The organism is Roseateles sp. (assembly GCF_039929605.1).
Classification (GTDB): Bacteria; Pseudomonadota; Gammaproteobacteria; order Burkholderiales; family Burkholderiaceae_C; genus Pelomonas.
The window spans coordinates 43,589-58,688 of record NZ_JBDSQX010000155.1 but is presented as its reverse complement, the minus strand read 5'-3'; the positions used below and the strand labels follow the sequence as shown (position 1 = coordinate 58,688).

17 protein-coding genes are annotated in these 15,100 nt (G+C 68.4%); 9 read left to right on the top strand and 8 right to left on the bottom strand.

The features are described from left to right. The first annotated feature begins 111 nt into the window (after positions 1 to 111). The 4 genes from purE to ABIS05_RS21440 are packed head-to-tail and all read left to right on the top strand — an operon-like array spanning position 112 to position 3,717. On the top strand, positions 112 to 576 hold the full coding sequence (gene purE, locus ABIS05_RS21455; protein ID WP_348014146.1) for a 5-(carboxyamino)imidazole ribonucleotide mutase: 465 nt from the start codon (positions 112 to 114) through the stop codon (positions 574 to 576). Positions 577 to 635: 59 nt separating this feature from the next. Continuing rightward, the gene (locus tag ABIS05_RS21450; RefSeq protein ID WP_407074907.1) at positions 636 to 1,736 is read left to right on the top strand and encodes a 5-(carboxyamino)imidazole ribonucleotide synthase; all 1,101 of its coding nucleotides are present in this window, start codon (positions 636 to 638) and stop codon (positions 1,734 to 1,736) included. Further along, positions 1,736 to 2,731, top strand: a complete 996-nt coding sequence (locus tag ABIS05_RS21445) for an L-threonylcarbamoyladenylate synthase (RefSeq protein WP_348014123.1) — start codon at positions 1,736 to 1,738, stop codon at positions 2,729 to 2,731. The genes ABIS05_RS21450 and ABIS05_RS21445 overlap by 1 nt, the downstream gene beginning before the upstream one ends. A gap of 29 nt (positions 2,732 to 2,760) precedes the next feature. Beyond that, complete coding sequence (locus ABIS05_RS21440) at positions 2,761 to 3,717, top strand: esterase (protein ID WP_348014122.1); 957 nt, start codon at positions 2,761 to 2,763, stop codon at positions 3,715 to 3,717. A 67-nt stretch (positions 3,718 to 3,784) separates the two neighbouring features. Here ABIS05_RS21440 and ABIS05_RS21435 read toward each other — a convergent pair whose 3' ends face one another. Continuing rightward, complete coding sequence (locus ABIS05_RS21435) at positions 3,785 to 5,539, bottom strand: long-chain-fatty-acid--CoA ligase (protein ID WP_348014121.1); 1,755 nt, start codon at positions 5,537 to 5,539, stop codon at positions 3,785 to 3,787. A 72-nt stretch (positions 5,540 to 5,611) separates the two neighbouring features. After that, positions 5,612 to 6,313, bottom strand: coding sequence for an FFLEELY motif protein (locus ABIS05_RS21430; protein WP_348014120.1), 702 nt, complete (start codon positions 6,311 to 6,313; stop codon positions 5,612 to 5,614). Positions 6,314 to 6,348: 35 nt separating this feature from the next. On the opposite strand from ABIS05_RS21430, the gene ABIS05_RS21425 reads away from it, so the two are divergent. Next, positions 6,349 to 7,215 carry an alpha/beta fold hydrolase gene (locus ABIS05_RS21425; protein ID WP_348014119.1) on the top strand — a complete coding sequence of 289 codons (867 nt, stop codon included), beginning with the start codon at positions 6,349 to 6,351 and terminating at the stop codon, positions 7,213 to 7,215. On the opposite strand, the gene hppD is transcribed toward ABIS05_RS21425, so the two are convergent. After that, positions 7,167 to 8,306, bottom strand: coding sequence for a 4-hydroxyphenylpyruvate dioxygenase (hppD, locus tag ABIS05_RS21420; protein ID WP_348014118.1), 1,140 nt, complete (start codon positions 8,304 to 8,306; stop codon positions 7,167 to 7,169). The two genes, ABIS05_RS21425 and hppD, sit on opposite strands and share 49 nt — an antisense overlap. A gap of 119 nt (positions 8,307 to 8,425) precedes the next feature. On the opposite strand from hppD, the gene ABIS05_RS21415 reads away from it, so the two are divergent. From ABIS05_RS21415 to ABIS05_RS21405, 3 genes are all read left to right on the top strand, one after another. Then, on the top strand, positions 8,426 to 8,908 hold the full coding sequence (locus ABIS05_RS21415; protein ID WP_348014117.1) for an Lrp/AsnC family transcriptional regulator: 483 nt from the start codon (positions 8,426 to 8,428) through the stop codon (positions 8,906 to 8,908). Between the two features lie 118 nt (positions 8,909 to 9,026). Next, positions 9,027 to 9,494, top strand: a complete 468-nt coding sequence (locus ABIS05_RS21410) for a sigma-70 family RNA polymerase sigma factor (RefSeq protein ID WP_348014145.1) — start codon at positions 9,027 to 9,029, stop codon at positions 9,492 to 9,494. Positions 9,495 to 9,564: 70 nt separating this feature from the next. Continuing rightward, a complete protein-coding gene (locus ABIS05_RS21405; RefSeq protein ID WP_348014116.1) occupies positions 9,565 to 10,215 on the top strand; it encodes a PEP-CTERM sorting domain-containing protein in 651 nt (216 codons plus the stop codon). Here ABIS05_RS21405 and ABIS05_RS21400 read toward each other — a convergent pair. The 4 genes from ABIS05_RS21400 to ABIS05_RS21385 all read right to left on the bottom strand — a co-directional run bounded on the left by ABIS05_RS21400 (position 10,200) and on the right by ABIS05_RS21385 (position 12,444). Next, the gene (locus ABIS05_RS21400) at positions 10,200 to 11,042 is read right to left on the bottom strand and encodes an HDOD domain-containing protein (RefSeq protein ID WP_348014115.1); all 843 of its coding nucleotides are present in this window, start codon (positions 11,040 to 11,042) and stop codon (positions 10,200 to 10,202) included. The genes ABIS05_RS21405 and ABIS05_RS21400 overlap by 16 nt on opposite strands. Positions 11,043 to 11,107: 65 nt before the next feature. Further along, positions 11,108 to 11,347, bottom strand: a complete 240-nt coding sequence (locus ABIS05_RS21395) for a hypothetical protein (protein WP_348014114.1) — start codon at positions 11,345 to 11,347, stop codon at positions 11,108 to 11,110. 62 nt (positions 11,348 to 11,409) lie between these two features. Then, positions 11,410 to 11,601, bottom strand: coding sequence for a hypothetical protein (locus ABIS05_RS21390; RefSeq protein WP_348014113.1), 192 nt, complete (start codon positions 11,599 to 11,601; stop codon positions 11,410 to 11,412). Positions 11,602 to 11,886: 285 nt separating this feature from the next. Further along, positions 11,887 to 12,444: a hypothetical protein gene (locus tag ABIS05_RS21385; RefSeq protein ID WP_348014112.1), complete on the bottom strand. Its 558-nt coding sequence runs from the start codon at positions 12,442 to 12,444 to the stop codon at positions 11,887 to 11,889. 135 nt (positions 12,445 to 12,579) lie between these two features. Here ABIS05_RS21385 and ABIS05_RS21380 point away from each other — a divergent pair, with 135 nt between their 5' ends. Next, on the top strand, positions 12,580 to 13,008 hold the full coding sequence (locus tag ABIS05_RS21380; RefSeq protein WP_348014111.1) for a nuclear transport factor 2 family protein: 429 nt from the start codon (positions 12,580 to 12,582) through the stop codon (positions 13,006 to 13,008). Between the two features lie 3 nt (positions 13,009 to 13,011). On the opposite strand, the gene fusA is transcribed toward ABIS05_RS21380, so the two are convergent. After that, the gene (fusA, locus tag ABIS05_RS21375) at positions 13,012 to 15,066 is read right to left on the bottom strand and encodes an elongation factor G (protein WP_348014110.1); all 2,055 of its coding nucleotides are present in this window, start codon (positions 15,064 to 15,066) and stop codon (positions 13,012 to 13,014) included. Positions 15,067 to 15,100: the final 34 nt, after the last annotated feature.

Here is a 15,100-nt window from a genome sequence, read left to right as displayed (position 1 = left end):
CCGAGCGGGAGGTTGAGCCTCGGCTTCTACAATTCAAGGCTTTCCTGAGCCTCGGAGCGCGCTTTGTCCACGTCAGCCCCTTTGAACCCGGATGCCGTCATCGGCATCGTCATGGGCTCCAGCAGTGACTGGGAAACGATGAAGCTAGCCGCCGAGATTCTGACCGAGTTCGGCATCGCCTTTGAAGCGCGGGTCGTATCGGCCCACCGCATGCCGGACGAGATGTTCGCGTATGCCGAAGCGGCGGCCGGCCGGGGCCTGAAGGCCGTCATCGCCGGCGCCGGCGGCGCGGCCCATCTGCCGGGCATGCTGGCCGCCAAGACAACGGTGCCCGTGCTGGGCGTGCCGGTGGCCAGCCGGCACCTACAGGGCGTCGACTCGCTCCACTCCATCGTGCAAATGCCCAAGGGCATCCCGGTCGCGACATTCGCCATTGGCAATGCCGGCGCGGCCAACGCGGCCTTGTTCGCGGTGGCGATGCTGGCGACGGGCGATGCGGCGTTGCTGGAGAAGCTAGACGCCTTCCGTGCCCGCCAGACGGCCGTGGCGCAGGCGATGACCGAGGACCTGCGTTGAGCGCGCTTCTTCCCGGGGTCGCCACTCTGGGCGTTCTCGGCGGCGGCCAATTGGGCCGCATGTTTGTTCACGCCGCCCAGGCCCTAGGCTACCGCTGCATCGTGCTGGACCCAGACGCGATCAGCCCGGCCGGTTCGGTGGCCGAGAAGCATGTGAAGGCCGACTACCTCGATTCCTTCGGCCTGGCCCAGCTGGCGCGCGACTGCGACGCCATCACGACCGAGTTCGAGAATGTGCCGGCCTTGGCGCTGGAGACGCTGGCCGGCATGCGCGTCGTCGCGCCGGCAGCGGCGTCGGTCGCCGTCTGCCAGGACCGGGCCATCGAGAAGGCGCATTTCGAAGCCGCAGGCGTCCCTTGTGCGCCGCACGCCGTCATTACCAACGACATCGAACTCGCCGCCATAGATCCGGCGCTGCTGCCCGGCATCCTGAAGACCTTGCGCATGGGCTATGACGGCAAGGGCCAGGTGCGCGTGTCCACCGCCGCCGAGCTGGCAGACGCTTGGCAAGGGCTGAAGCGCGTGCCCTGCGTGCTGGAGCAACTGCTGCCGTTGAAGATCGAGCTGAGCGTGCTGGTCGCGCGCGGTGCGGACGGGCAGCTCGTCAACTTCCCCGTGCAGCAGAATTTGCACCGCGGCGGCATTCTGGCAGTCACCGAGGTGCCCGCGCCGGACGTACCCGCCGAGGTGGCCAAGCTGGCCATTGGCGCCGCCCGCCAGGTGGCCCAGACGCTGAATTACGTCGGTGTGCTGTGCGTGGAGTTTTTCTGGCTGGAAGACGGCCGCCTCGTCGTCAACGAGATGGCGCCGCGCCCGCACAACTCCGGCCACTGGACGATGAACGGCGCCGACGTCTCGCAGTTCGAGCTGCAGGTGAGGGCGCTGGCCGGCCTGCCGCTGCCGGTGCCGCGCCAGCATTCGGCCTCGGTCATGCTGAACCTGCTGGGCGACCTGTGGTTCAACGTGGACGGTGGCCCCACGCCGCCGGCCTGGGACCGCGTGCTGGCGCTGCCGGGCACGCACCTGCACCTCTACGGCAAGGCCGAGGCGCGCCATGGCCGCAAGATGGGCCACCTGAACATCACGGCCGAGACGCCAGCCGCAGCGCACGACGTGGCCGTGCAGGCCGCCGTCATCCTGGGTCTACCCACAGACTTCTGATGTTGCTCTTCCCCGGCAACGACCCTGACGCCATCCAGGCCGCCGCGCGGCGCCTGGCGGACGGCGAGCTGCTGGGCCTGCCCACTGAGACGGTCTATGGCCTCGCGGCGCGCGCGGACAGCGACGCCGCCGTGGCCAAGATCTTTGCCGCCAAGGGCCGGCCGAGCGATCACCCGCTGATCGTCCACGTGCTCGACGCGGCCGGGGCCGAGCTGTTCGCCGATCACCTGCCCGCCACGGCGCGCCGCTTGATGGACGCCTTCTGGCCCGGCCCGCTGACCGTCATCGTGCCGCGCCAGCCCGGCGTCGCCGCCAGCGCGGCGGGCGGGCACGCCACCATCGCGCTGCGTGCGCCGGCTCACCCGGTCGCCCGCGCCGTGCTGGCGGCGGCTCGCGAGCTGGGCGTCAACGGCGTGGCCGCGCCCAGCGCCAACCGCTTCGGCCGCGTCAGCCCGACGCTGGCCCGCCATGTCGTCGAGGAATTCGGGCCCGAGCTGATGGTGCTGGACGGCGGCGCCTGCGAGGTGGGCATCGAGTCCAGCATCGTCGACTGCAGCCGCGAGCGACCCGCGCTGCTGCGCCCCGGCCTGTTGAGCCGGGCAAGCATCGAGGCCGCCTTGGGCGAGCCGCTCGCCGAGCCCGATATCGATGCGCCCAAGGCCTCGGGCACGCTGGCTGCGCACTATGCGCCGAGTGCGCGCCTGCGCCTGCTGGACGCTGCCGGGCTTTCTTTACGTCTGGCTACGGCGGCCGCCAGCGGGGGCCTCGAAGGGGTGGCGGTATATTCACGCGCCCAGCCGCCGGCCGGGTTGGCCTGTGAATGGCGAGCCCAGCCGGCCAACGCGGCGGCGGTAGCCCACGAGTTGTTTGCTGTGTTGCGGGCGCTGGACACAGCCGGCGCCCGGGAGATCTGGGTCGAGTCGCCTCCGCGCGATTCCGCCTGGGATGGCGTACGCGACCGGCTCAGCCGAGCTGCGGCCGCTTTCACCGATTGAAGTTTTGTTCCTGCCCTGAATTGATCGTCATGCACCGAGTTGTCTCCCTGAAATTCAAGCGCGGCCTGGCCCTGACCGCGCTGGCGGCTGCGGCCCTGATCGCCGGCTGCGGCGGCGGCGGCACCTCGCAAATCGAGCCCTTCGCACCGACGCGCCTCATTGCCTTCGGCGACGAAAGCGGCGCCATCCTGCAGAGTGGCAAGAAGTACACGATCAACGGGCTCAACCCCGACACGCGGCAGATCGAGTGCCGGGCCAACCCGGTCTGGACGCAGGTGCTGGCCAGCGGCTTCAACTTCGTCTTCTCCCAGTGCAACACCGATTTCGTCGTGCTGCCCCAGGGCATCATGTACGCCGCCGCCGGCGTCAAGGTGGCCGACGTGCGCGACAAGATCGACCAGCATCTGTCCAACGACCGCTTCGGTCCCAAGGACCTGGTGAGCATGATGGTCGGCGTGAACGACATCCTGGAGCTTTACCGCCAGTTCCCGGCGGTCAGCAAGGATTCGCTGATCAATGAAGCCAAGGCGCGCGGCAAGCTGCTGGCCGAGCAGGCCAACCGCATCGCCAATGCCAACGGCCGCGTGCTGGTGGCCACCATCCCCGACGTGGGCCTGACGCCCTTCGGCTGGAAGGAGAGGGAGCAGCAGACCGACATCGACCGCGCCGCGTTCCTGGACCAACTCAGCGCGGCCTTCAATATCTCGATGCGCCTGAACCTGATCAACGACGGCCGCCTGATCGGCCTGGTGCTGGTGGACGAAACCATCCAGCAGATCGCCCGCTTCCCCGGCGCCTTCGGCTACTCCGACGTGACGCAGGCGGCCTGCCGCAGCGAGATCGCGCCGCAGGACTGCACGACGGAAACGCTGAAGGCTGACGCGACGCCAACCTGGCTGTGGGCCGGGGACACGCTGCTGGGCCCGACCGCGCAGCAGCGCATCGGCGTGCTGGCGCTGACCCGCGCGAAGAACAACCCCTTTTAAAGGCTTTGCGGGACAGACCGATCGAGCGCAGCGAGTAGCTCTGTCCCCAACTGGCTAGAGAGCCTGCTCAGGTGGTCGGCGTGCGCAGCTCGCGGCGCAGGATCTTGCCGACGTTGCTCTTGGGCAGTTCGTCGCGGAACTCGATGAACTTGGGCCGCTTGTAGGCCGTCATCTGCTGGGCGCAGTAGCTGGCCAGGTCTTCCTCGGCGAGCGCCGGGTCGTTCTTGACGACGAACAGCTTGACCGCCTCGCCGGACTTGGCGTCCGGTACACCGATGGCGGCGCACTCCAGCACGCCCGGGAGCATGTTGACGACCTGCTCGATCTCGGTCGGGTAGACGTTGAAGCCGCTGACCAGGATCATGTCCTTCTTGCGGTCGACGATGCGCACGTAGCCGCGCTCGTCCATGATGCCGATGTCACCGCTCTTGAAGAAGCCGTCGGCGCACATCACGTTGGCGGTCTCGTCGGGGCGCTTCCAGTAGCCGGCCATGACCTGCGGGCCGCGGATGCAGATCTCGCCGCGCTCGCCCAGGGGCAGGTCTTGCCCGTCGTCATCGCGGATGGTGATCTCGGTGGACGGGATGGGCAGGCCGATGCTGCCGTTGAAGACGCGCAGGTCCAGCGGGTTGATGGTGGCAGCCGGTGCGGTCTCGGACAGGCCGTAGCCCTCTACCACCGGGCAACCTGTGACCTTGAGCCACTTCTCGGCCGTGGCCTGCTGCACGGCCATGCCGCCACCGTTGGAGATGACGAGCTCGGAGAAGTCCAGCCGTGAGAAGCCCGGCTCGGCGGCCAATGCATTGAACAGCGTGTTGACGGCCGGGAAGATGTGGATCTTGTGGCCGCGCAGCGTCTCGATGAAGCCGGGGATGTCGCGCGGGTTGGGCACCAGCACGTTGAGGTGGCCCATGCGCGCGCCGAGCATGAAGCAGGCCGTCAGCGCGTAGATGTGATACAGCGGCAGCGCGCAGACGTTGGTGAACTGCACGTTGCCGTCGTGATAGCCAGGCACCTTGGCCAGCATCGGCTGGAACCAGGTCTCGACCTGCAGGATGTTGGCGACGATGTTCCGGTGCAGCAGCGTGGCGCCCTTGGACACGCCGGTCGTGCCGCCGGTGTACTGCAGGAAGGCGACGTCTTCCGGGCCCAGCTCGGGCTTCTTCAGGTGCAGGCGGTCGCCGTGGCTCAACGCCTCGTTGAAACGCACGACGGTGCGGCCTTCGCCGCCCTTGGTCATCAGCTGCAGGCGGAACTCCGGCACCATCTTCTTTAGGTGGCGCACGGCGAAGTTGATCAGCGGGCCCTTCCACCAGTTCAGCAGGTCGCCCATGGACGCAAGGATGACGTGGTGCACGTCGGTCGCGTCGATGACCTCCGCCAGCGTGTGCGCGAAGTTCTCCAGCACGATGATGGCGCGCGCGCCGGAGTCCTTGAGCTGGTGCTCCAGCTCGCGCGGCGTGTACAGCGGGTTCACGTTCACGACGACGAAGCCCGCGCGCAGGATGGCCGCAATGGCCACGCCGTACTGCAGCAGGTTGGGCATCATGATGGCGACGCGGTCGCCCGGTTTCAGCCCCTGCGCCTGCAGCCAGGCGCCGAGCTGCGTCGAGAGCTGGTCCATCTCGTCGAAGCGCATGCGCTGGCCCATGCAGATGGCCGCGTCGCGCCGGGCATGGGTGCGGAAGGCTTCGTTGAGCAGGTCCACCAGCGAGCGGTAGGCGCCCGTGTCGATCTGCGCCGGCACACCGGCCGGATAGCTGGCCAGCCAGGGCTTGGCGCGGGATGTCACTTGGGGGACTTCAGCAAGAACGGCGGTCATCGGCGGGCCCTTTATCGGCTTTTGGCTGCTTCGCGTGAAGCCAGCGATGGTGGGACTGCCGGTTACATCAAGCTAGGGGAGTTGCCCTAGCACGGAGGCATCTCCTCGAAACAAAGCGCTTGCGAGTGTGTCCTCGCGGTGTCGCACAGTGGACAGGAACTCGGCCGCGCCGCGCATCGCGCGGAAGGTGTCGAAGCCGGTTTCAAGAAAGCTCTGCAGCGCACCCAGGCCCGCCATCTGCGCCGGGCCGCGCATCAGCCGCAGCGATTGGCGCAGCAGCGGCCGGCGCGTGAGCTTGTCGAGGGATTCGCCAACGGCCATCGTCAGCTCGACCTGCAGCCGGCGTGCGTCCGGGCCGTCGCAGGCGCGCCAGGCGATGGCGTATTCCGCGGCCGTGATGCCGGCCGACATCAGGTGCTCGCCCATGCGCGTGTCCAGCCGTTCAGACAACGCATGCAGCCGCGCCAGTTTGGCGACGGTGTCGACCACCTCTTGCGGGAAAAGCCGGGTCAGCGCCGGCACGACGCGGGCGAACTGGGCGTCGCGCTGGCGGTAGTCGCCGGGGCCGTAGAGCTCGTGCAGGAAGAAGCGCGTGGCCGCCTCGTAGCGTGGGTTGGCGAGCAGGTCGGCATAGGTCGCGGCGAAGCGCCGCTGCTGGTAGGCCTTGAGGGCCTGCACGCGCGCCGCCAGTTCGGGATCGGCGGCGCGGCGGGCGCGCTCGGCGTCCACGGCACGCAGTTCGGTCAGCAGGGATTCGGCGCTGAGGGCATCCATTGGTCGTGCCGATTTTGCCTTCCTACACTCAGCCCATGAATGCGCGATTGCAGAGGATCTGGGTGTTGCTGCGGCTGGCGGTGGCGCTGCTCGTCGGCTGGCGCTTCGGCTGGGGCTGGGGCCTGTTGACGCTGGGCGCGCACGCCGCCGTGCTGGCGCTGGGCTTTGTGCAGCTCCGCTGGGTCAACCGGCCGGCGCCGGGCTGGGGTCAGCTCTTGCGTGCCTGGGGCCATGAGGTCGTCGCCAGCGAACTGGCGTTCTCGTGGCGCCAGCCCTGGCGCGAGTGGGCTGAGGCCGATCACCTGCCGGCGGGCGCGCAGACCGGCGTGCTGCTCGTGCACGGCTTCGGTTGCAACCGCGGGCGTTGGAACGGCTGGATGAAAAAGCTGCGCGCGCAGGGCACGGCTTTTGTCGCGCCGTCCATGGAGCCGGCCTTCGGCAGCATCGATGCCTATGCCGACGAGATCGAGGCCGGCGTGCGCAAGCTGGAGGCGCTAACCGGCCGCACGCCGGTGCTGTGCGCGCACAGCATGGGTGGCCTCGCGCTGCGGGCCTGGTGGCGCAAGTACGGCACCGGGCATGCGGCGCCGCCGCGCGTCATCACGCTGGGCTCGCCGCACGGTGGCACGCGCATGGCGCGCTTCGGGCAGGGGCGCAACGCGAAGCAGATGCGCCTGCGCAGCCCCTGGCTGGCGGAGTTGCCGGCGGTGACGGATGTCGACTGCTTCTGGACGCCGTGTGACCAGATCGTCAACCCGGCCGAGACGGCCATCCTGCCGGGATCACGCGCGCACCGCGTGGATGGCGTGGGCCACATGGGCCTTGTCCACTCGGACGCGGCGTGGCGGTGTCTTCAGACGGCCCTGACGGATTCGTCCTTCAGCACGCCGCGCCGGATCTGATCCAGCTCGATGCTCTCGAACAGCGCCTTGAAGTTGCCTTCGCCGAAGCCCTCGTTGCCCTTGCGCTGAATCAGCTCGAAGAAGATCGGGCCGATCACTTCCTTCGTGAAGATCTGCAGCAGCAGTTCGTCGTCCACACCCATGTGCGTGGCGCCGTCGATGAGGATGCGCAAGCGGCGCAGTTCGGCGAGGTTCTCCCCGTGGCCCGGCAGGCGCTTGTCGATCAGGTCGAAGTAGGTCTCGATGGTGTCCTGGAAGGCCACGCCCGTGCCCTTCATGCCCTCGACGGAGCGGTAGATGTCCGTCGTGCCCAGCGCCACGTGCTGGATGCCCTCGCCGTGATACAGGTCCAGGTACTCGGCGATCTGGCTCTTGTCGTCGCTGCTCTCGTTGATCGGGATGCGGATCTTGCCGCAGGGGCTGGTCATGGCCTTGGACTTGAGGCCGGTCAGCTTGCCTTCGATGTCGAAGTAGCGCACCTCGCGGAAGTCGAAGAAGCGCTCGTAGAACTCCGACCATTCCTTCATGCGGCCACGGAAGACGTTGTGCGTCAGGTGGTCGATCTCGGTCAGGCCGTGGCCCACCGGGTTGGAGTCGACCGGCTGTCCTTGCGCGTCCAGCACGGGCACGAAGTCGACGTCGTAGATGCTGATGTTGCCGATGGCGCCGGAGGTCGCGCCGCCCTTGCCCTGCCAGCGGTCGACGAAATAGATCAGCGAGTCGCCGATGCCCTTGATGGCCGGGATGTTCAGCTCCATCGGGCCGGCCTTGTTGTCGAAGCCCCAGGCGCCCAGTTCGAGCGCGCGCTTGTAGGCGTGGCCGGCGTCCTGCACGCGGAAGGCGATGGCGCAGATCGACGGGCCATGCAGGCGCGCGAAGCGCTGCGCGAACGAGTCGCTCTCGGCGTTGATGATGAAGTTGACGCCGCCCTGGCGGTAGAGCGTCACGTTCTTGTGCCGATGGCGGGCCACGGCCGCAAAGCCCATCGTCCTGAACAGCGCGCCGAGGCCCGCCGGGTCAGGCGCCGCGAACTCGATGAACTCGAAACCGTCGGTTCCCATCGGGTTGTCCCATGGAGTGAACTTGGCCATGCTTGCCTCGCGAAAAATGCGTTTGAGGCCGAAAATTTTGCGGCGCAAGGCGCGCATGTTTCATGCAATGTCAGGCGCCGGGAGAGAATTCGGCGCATGAAAACTGCGTGAGGCTGGGAATGGACGCCGCCATCGATCTGGATGCCATCGACCGCCGCATCCTGCGGGCCCTGCAGGCCGATGGCCGCTTGACCTACGACGCGCTCGCCGCTGAAGCTGGCCTGTCGTCGTCCGCCGTGCTGCGACGGGTGCGCCGGCTGGAGGAGGTTGGCGTCATCGCCAGCTACGTCGCGCTGGTGGCACCGGAGCGCATCGGCCTGGGCCTGACGGCCTACCTCAACGTGAGGCTGGAGAAGCAGACCGAGAGCCCGCTGCGCAACCCGCGCGACCTCTTTCGCGCCGCCGTGCAGACCTGGCCAGAGGTCGTCGAATGCGCCGCGCTGACCGGCGAGATGGACTACCTGCTGCGCGTGCTGGTGCAGGACATGCAGCACTACGCCCGCTTCATCAGCGACACGCTGTTGATGCACCCCAGCGTGCAGGATTGCAAGACCAGCTTCGTGCTGGAGCGTCTGAAGAACACGACCGCGGTTCCCGTCTAGCGGTTTGAACCTCAGCGGGGCCGGCCGGGATTCACCGGCCATGGCCACCGCCCCGCTGCTGCACCGGACCCGCGCCACTTCGCCCGACCCCGGCGAGGTGCTTGGCTTGCTGGGCTGGATGCCGCGCCTGAACCGCTATGCCCGCGCGCTGCACCGCAACCGCGAGGACGCCGACGACCTCGTGCAAGACACGCTGGAGCGCGCCTGGACGCGCGCCGGGCTGTGGCGGGGCGTGGGCGACATGCGCGGCTGGCTGTTCAGCATCATGCACAACCTGCACGTCGACGCGCTGCGCCGTGGCCGCCTCGATCTGGTCGACCTGGAGCAGCCGCCCGACATCCCCGTCGCCGCCTCCCAGGCCGAGCGCCTGGCGCTGCGCGACCTCGACGCCGCCCTGGCCGCGCTGCCCCATGAGCAGTGCCAGGTGCTGCTGCTCGTCGCCCTCGAAGGCATGGCCTACGCCGAGATCGCCGAGGCGCTGGACATCCCCATCGGCACGGTCATGTCGCGCTTGTCGCGGGGCCGCGAACGCCTGCGTGGCCTGGTGAACGGACGCGCCTCGACTTCTAGGGGGTGGCTGGAATAGCCGCCGCCGTCACTCGTCAACCCCACCGTGGCCTTCCGGCCTCTTCTTTCGACCTCACCAGGAGTTCTGCATGCGTCTTCTTGCCTCTACCGTCGCCGCTCTCGCCCTCGGCCTGCCACTGGCCAGCCATGCGCTGGACGGCATCACCGACCCCAAGGGTGACTTTCTCGCCACCTTTGCCGGCAGCAGCGCCAGCGCCGACCTCGACGTGGTCGCCGCCACCGTCCTCTACAACGCAAGCCTCGATACCTTCTTTCTGAAGGCGACGCTGGACGGCAACGTCGGCAGCACGGCCACCGGCGTCTATGTCTGGGGCGTGAACCGCGGCGCGGGCACGGCCGGCTTCGGCGCCAGTCTCGGCCTCGACGGCGTGCGATTTGACCGCGTCATCCTCGTGCGCCCGGACGGTACCGGCTCGGTGGCCGGCACCAACCTGGCACCCGGCGCCGTCACCATCAGCGGCAAGACCATCACCGCCGCTGTGAGCGGCAGCCTGCTGCCGAGCACCGGCTTCGCCAACAAGCTGGACTACACCTTCAACCTGTGGCCGCGCGACCTCGCCTTTGCCAGTGCAGGCGTCGGCGCCATCTCGGACTTCGCGCCCAACAACGCCAACTTCACCGCCACGATCACGACCGTGCCGGAGCCGGCGAGCGCCGCACTGCTGCTCGGCGGGCTCGGCCTGGTGGCGGTCTACCGCCGCCGTCAGTCGAATTCGTGAAGTAGCTTGAGGGCGTGGGCTTGGCTGAGGTTCAACAGTTCAGCGATGTCGTGCAGGTCGTCCGGCACGGCCGCGTCGTCCCAGCCCCGGGCCGTGTGCCGCGCCAGCCGCACGGCCAGGTGCACGCAGCGCACCTGCGGGTCGCGCTCGTGTTTGTTCCCGGTGATGCGCATCAGCAGCTCGGGCAGCTGCCAGCGCTTCATCAGCGCCTGCTCCAGGTCGGCCAGCTCAATGCCCAGCACCTGGCGTTGCGCCACACTGCTGCGCAGCGCACGGTCGGCCTCCTGCAGCGTGGTGATCTGCAAGGCCAGGTCGGGTGCGTGCGCCCAGAGCAGCATCTCGGCAAAGTCGTGGAGCAGCGCGGCGCTGTGGATGACGGCGGCGTCCGGGTCGGCCCGGTGGGCCGCGAACGCCAGCGCGTAGCGTGATGCACGTTCGGCGCGCTGCATGACGCGCGACAGGCCTAGCAGCGCCTCGTCGTGACCAGCCAGCACCTCCTCCATCGTCGGCTGCGGGCCGAAGGCGCGGAAGAAGGGCGTGATGCCCATCAGCACCAACGCCGCCGTCACCGTCTCGGGCGCGGCCCGCAAGCCGGCGCTGCGGCTGCGTTTGAGCTCGCTGGCCAGCGCCAGCACCTTCAGCGACATCAGCGGGTCCGTGGCGATCATTTCGCCCAGGCCGTTGGCATCCACGTCGTCTTCCGTCGCGCGCATCTGCTCCAACGCCTCGGCCGTCTCGGTCAGCACGGGAATCTCGGCCTTCGCAAAGGCTTCCACCCAGGCATCGAGGCTGGGCAGCGGGGCGTTCAAGCGCAGGCGGTCAGACATCGTTCGATGCTAGGCCTGGGAGGGGTCGCATGGTCTGTCCATGCGACCCCGTTTTGAGCCTCAATTCACAGCCTGCGGATGCCGTCCAGCTGGGCCGTCAACACGCCATCGACGTAAAGCGCCCCTTCGGGTGCACCGGCTTCGGCGTAGAACTCCAGGTGCTTGTGACGGGCCCGGCGCCGGCGATAGGCGGGTGAGAACACCAGCCGGATGGCGCGGGCCGCGCGCCGGATGCGAACCCAGCGGCGGGCCCAGGCATCGTGGGTTTCGGCGGCGTCGGGGCCGCTCAGCTCGATCAATCTCATGAGGGTCTCCTTGTGGCCCCGGCCCTCATGACATGGATGAGAGGGCGTGCGGGCCGGGGGTGTCAGGGGCTTTCGTCCGGGTAGCGGTCGCGCAGCAGGCTGCGCAGTTCAAGCCGGGCTTGCTGGCGTTGCGCGTGGGCGTCGTTGGGGCTTTGATGTCGGCCGGCCTGGCGTTTGTGGGCCGGGGCGACGAGCGGATTGCGCGGTTTGGGCGTGTTGATCCGCATGGGGCGCGGCGAGGTGAACTGGGGCATGGTGGGCTCCGGTGGGTGCCGCGGTGAGCGGCGGGCAATGCAGCGGCTCGCCCGGGATGGGCCAGCATTTGCAAACAAGGTTTGGGGTGCTCGGGGCTTGCGCTCGAGGCAAGCGGGGCCGGGCGGTCAGGGGGCTTGGGGTGGTGCGACCTCGCCGTGTGCGCTGGACTTCAGCAGCACGACTTGCGCAAATGATAAACAAACGTTGCTCTTGCGCAAGCAGCTTTTATCCAACACCCCTAACGTGGAGGGTGGCCGCCGTCCAATGACGACGGCGCATGTCGATCAGCGTTTCTTGGGTTTGAGTGGCGCGATGCGCGACTGCAGCTTGCGCCACTCGTCCAGCTCGGCCTGCGCGCTGGGCGCAGGCTTGGCCACCGGCGCCGGTGCCGGCGTGGCGGTGGGTGTCAGCACTTCGCCGAGCAGGTCCAGCAGCCGCGTGCGAGCGCGCTGCGGGTGGCGGCGGTAGTAGGTCAGCACCAGGCCGACGATGAAGCGTTCGTCGTCGTCCTGAGGCAAGCTGGAGGACACCTCTGCAGGCGCGGGCGCCGCAGTGGCCGGTGCTGCGGCGGACACGGCGCCGTGCTCGATGTCCATCCAGCCCGGTGGCTTGTGGCAAAGCTGCTCGAACTGGCGCGCCAGGCGCTCGCCGATCTGGCGCGAGCGGCCCTTGATCTGGCTCCAGTAGCTGGGCTGGATCTGCAGCCGCTCGGCAAAGCGCCCCTCCAGGCCACGCAGGGTGGCGGCGTCGGGGTGTTTGATGGTGGCGCTGACGAACTCTTCGAACAGGCGCAGCGCGTTGTCCAAACGGATCTGCGCGACGTCGCGATTGGCGCTGGGCATGGTCGGCCATGATAAATGAGTCTTCACCTTTGGGCCGGCCGTAGGAGTGCGCCGACCGGGCTGGGCTGCGACCTCCTACTGACCTCGCTGCGGTCGGCGCCCATAGTCAATCTTTGACCTCTGAAGGAGATCGACATGAGTACCGCAGACAGCACCCTCATCGCCCTGGAAAAGAAGTTCTGGCAGTCCATGGTGGACGAGGACACCGACACCGCGTTGGCCATGCTGGCCGAGCCGTCCGTGATGGTCAGCTCGCACGGCGCGATGGAGTTCAACCACGAGCAGTACCGCGAGATGGCCGAGAAGGGCAGCATGGTGATCAAGTCGTTCAAGCTCAGCGACATGCACGTCACGCACCCCAATGCCGACACCGCCGTGTTGACCTACCGCGTCAAGCAGGCGATGGCGCAGCGCGGCAAGTCCGAAGAAATCGAGCAGGAGATGGCGGACTCGTCCGTCTGGCTGCGCAAGGACGGCGAGTGGCTGTGCGTGATGCACACCGAGACCGAGGTCGAGGCCAAGGCGGCGAAGCCTGCAGCCAAGAAGACCACCGCCAAGCACTGACTCTCAGTCGTTCTCGTCGTGCCCTTTGTAGGCGCCGACGAGGGCAGCCTGGGTGTTCGGCGGTACGGCCTCGTAGTGCGACAGCACGAGCGTGTAGCGCCCCTCGCCAGCGGTGATCGCGTTCAGCCGCGTCTGGTAGCTGGCCAGCTCAGCCAGCGGCGCCAGGCCTTGCACGATGAGGCTGCCCGGCACGGCGGCGCGCGTGCCGTTGACCTGGCCGCGGCGTGAGGCGAGGTCACCGGTGATGTCGCCGATGCCGTGCTCGGGCGCGGTGATCTCGACCTGCACGATGGGCTCCAGCACAAGCGGCCTGCCCTCGCGCACGGCCTCGATCAGCGCGCGGCGGCCGGCGGTGACGAAGGCGATCTCCTTGCTGTCCACCGAGTGGTGCTTGCCGTCGTAGACGACGACGCGCAGGTCGACGAGCGGGTAGCCGGCGACGACGCCGGTGGCAAGGGCCGACCGCACGCCCTTCTCGACGGCGGGCATGAACTGGCCGGGAATCGTGCCGCCCTTCACCGCGTCTACGAACTCGAAGCCCGCGCCGCGTTCCAGCGGCTCCACGCGCAGATAAACCTCGCCGAACTGGCCCGCGCCGCCGCTCTGCTTCTTGTGGCGGAAATGGCCCTCGGCCGCTTGAGAAACCGTCTCGCGGTAGGCGATGCGCGGCGGCTCGGTCAGCACCTCGCCCTTGTAGAGGTCGTGCAGCCGATCCAGCAGCAGACGCAGGTGCAGCTCGCCCAGGCCGTAGACCAACGTCTGGTGCGTTTCACCGGCCTGCTCGATGCGCAGGCAGGGGTCTTCGTCCACCAGCCGCGCCAGCACCTCCCACAGCTTCTGCTCGTCACCGCGCCGCGCGGGGCTGATGGCCAGACCGTGCACGGGCGTCGGAAAGTCCAACGGCTTCAGGTAGATGTGCTCGTCCTCCTGCGCGTCGTGCAGCACGGCGTCGAAGGCCAGGTCGTCCACCTTGGCAATGGCGCAGAGGTCGCCCGGCAGCGCCTCGTCGATCTCCACGTGCTTCGCGCCCTGCAGCATGAAGAGATGGCCCACGCGAATCGGCTTGCGCGCATGGCCGACGAAGATCAGGCCACCCTTGGCGACGCGGCCCTGGTGCACGCGCATGACGCCCATCTTGCCGAGATAGGGATCGGCCACGATCTTGAAGACGTGGGCCAGCACGTGCGCCGCCGGGTCGGGCCGGGCGGGATAGGGCTGTGGCTCGGTGCCCTTGCCTTCAAGAAAGGGTGGCGGGTTGCCTTCGGCCGGGTTGGGCATCAGCAGCTCGATGGCGTTCAGCAGTTCGCCGATGCCCGCGCCGGTCTTGGCCGAGCAGAAGCAGACCGGGATGAGGTGGCCCTCGCGCAGCGCCTGCTCCAGCGGCGCGTGCAGCTCGCGCGGGTCGACGTCGCCGTCGGTCAGGTAGCGGTCGACGAAGGCCGCGTCGACCTCCACGACCTGCTCCACCAGCGCGCGGTGCGCGTCGGCCACTGACGAAAAATCGGCTTCCCCTGACGCCGCGAAGAAGCAATCGGCAACGCGCTGGCTGCCGTCGGCGGGCAGGTTGAGCGGCAGGCACTCCTTGCCGAAGACCTCGCGGATCTGGGCCAGCAGCGCGGGCAGGTCCACTTCCGGGCAGTCGATCTTGTTGACGACGATGAGCCGCGCCAGCCCGCGCTCGCCGGCGGTGGTCAGCAGGCGCTGGGCCATCAGCTCGATGCCGTTCTGCGCATTGATGACGACGATGGCCGTGTCCGCCGCCTCCAGTGCGGGCAGGGCCTGGCCGAAGAAGTCCGGCGCGCCGGGCGTGTCGATGGCGTGGACGCGAATGCCGCCGTGCGTGAAGTGGGCGAGGCTGGACTGCAGGGAATGGCCCAGGCGCTTTTCCAGCGGATCGTGGTCTGAGACGGTGCTGCCGCGCTCGATGCTGCCGGCCTGCGGGATGACGCCGGCATGCGCCAGCAGCGCGTCCAGCAGCAGCGTCTTGCCGGCCGCTGCGGGGCCGACCAGCGCGACCGTTCGGATCGTGCTCACTCGTGGATCCAGGCTCGCGCTCATCGGACTCTCCTCGGTGGTGGGCCAGCGTAGAAGA

Excerpts from the sequence above, each read along its gene's own strand:
- ABIS05_RS21415 (WP_348014117.1), top strand. The coding sequence starts at position 8,426 with ATGGACGCCGCCATCGATCTGGATGCCATCGACCGCCGCATCCTGCGG.
- ABIS05_RS21435 (WP_348014121.1), bottom strand. The coding sequence starts at position 5,539 with ATGACCGCCGTTCTTGCTGAAGTCCCCCAAGTGACATCCCGCGCCAAG.
- hppD (WP_348014118.1), bottom strand. The coding sequence starts at position 8,306 with ATGGCCAAGTTCACTCCATGGGACAACCCGATGGGAACCGACGGTTTC.
- ABIS05_RS21405 (WP_348014116.1), top strand. The coding sequence starts at position 9,565 with ATGCGTCTTCTTGCCTCTACCGTCGCCGCTCTCGCCCTCGGCCTGCCA.
- ABIS05_RS21385 (WP_348014112.1), bottom strand. The coding sequence starts at position 12,444 with ATGCCCAGCGCCAATCGCGACGTCGCGCAGATCCGTTTGGACAACGCG.
- ABIS05_RS21430 (WP_348014120.1), bottom strand. The coding sequence starts at position 6,313 with ATGGATGCCCTCAGCGCCGAATCCCTGCTGACCGAACTGCGTGCCGTG.
- purE (WP_348014146.1), top strand. The coding sequence starts at position 112 with ATGGGCTCCAGCAGTGACTGGGAAACGATGAAGCTAGCCGCCGAGATT.
- ABIS05_RS21390 (WP_348014113.1), bottom strand. The coding sequence starts at position 11,601 with ATGCCCCAGTTCACCTCGCCGCGCCCCATGCGGATCAACACGCCCAAA.
- fusA (WP_348014110.1), bottom strand. The coding sequence starts at position 15,066 with ATGAGCGCGAGCCTGGATCCACGAGTGAGCACGATCCGAACGGTCGCG.
- ABIS05_RS21380 (WP_348014111.1), top strand. The coding sequence starts at position 12,580 with ATGAGTACCGCAGACAGCACCCTCATCGCCCTGGAAAAGAAGTTCTGG.
- ABIS05_RS21445 (WP_348014123.1), top strand. The coding sequence starts at position 1,736 with ATGTTGCTCTTCCCCGGCAACGACCCTGACGCCATCCAGGCCGCCGCG.
- ABIS05_RS21410 (WP_348014145.1), top strand. The coding sequence starts at position 9,027 with ATGCCGCGCCTGAACCGCTATGCCCGCGCGCTGCACCGCAACCGCGAG.
- ABIS05_RS21425 (WP_348014119.1), top strand. The coding sequence starts at position 6,349 with ATGAATGCGCGATTGCAGAGGATCTGGGTGTTGCTGCGGCTGGCGGTG.
- ABIS05_RS21450 (WP_407074907.1), top strand. The coding sequence starts at position 636 with ATGTTTGTTCACGCCGCCCAGGCCCTAGGCTACCGCTGCATCGTGCTG.
- ABIS05_RS21440 (WP_348014122.1), top strand. The coding sequence starts at position 2,761 with ATGCACCGAGTTGTCTCCCTGAAATTCAAGCGCGGCCTGGCCCTGACC.
- ABIS05_RS21400 (WP_348014115.1), bottom strand. The coding sequence starts at position 11,042 with ATGTCTGACCGCCTGCGCTTGAACGCCCCGCTGCCCAGCCTCGATGCC.
- ABIS05_RS21395 (WP_348014114.1), bottom strand. The coding sequence starts at position 11,347 with ATGAGATTGATCGAGCTGAGCGGCCCCGACGCCGCCGAAACCCACGAT.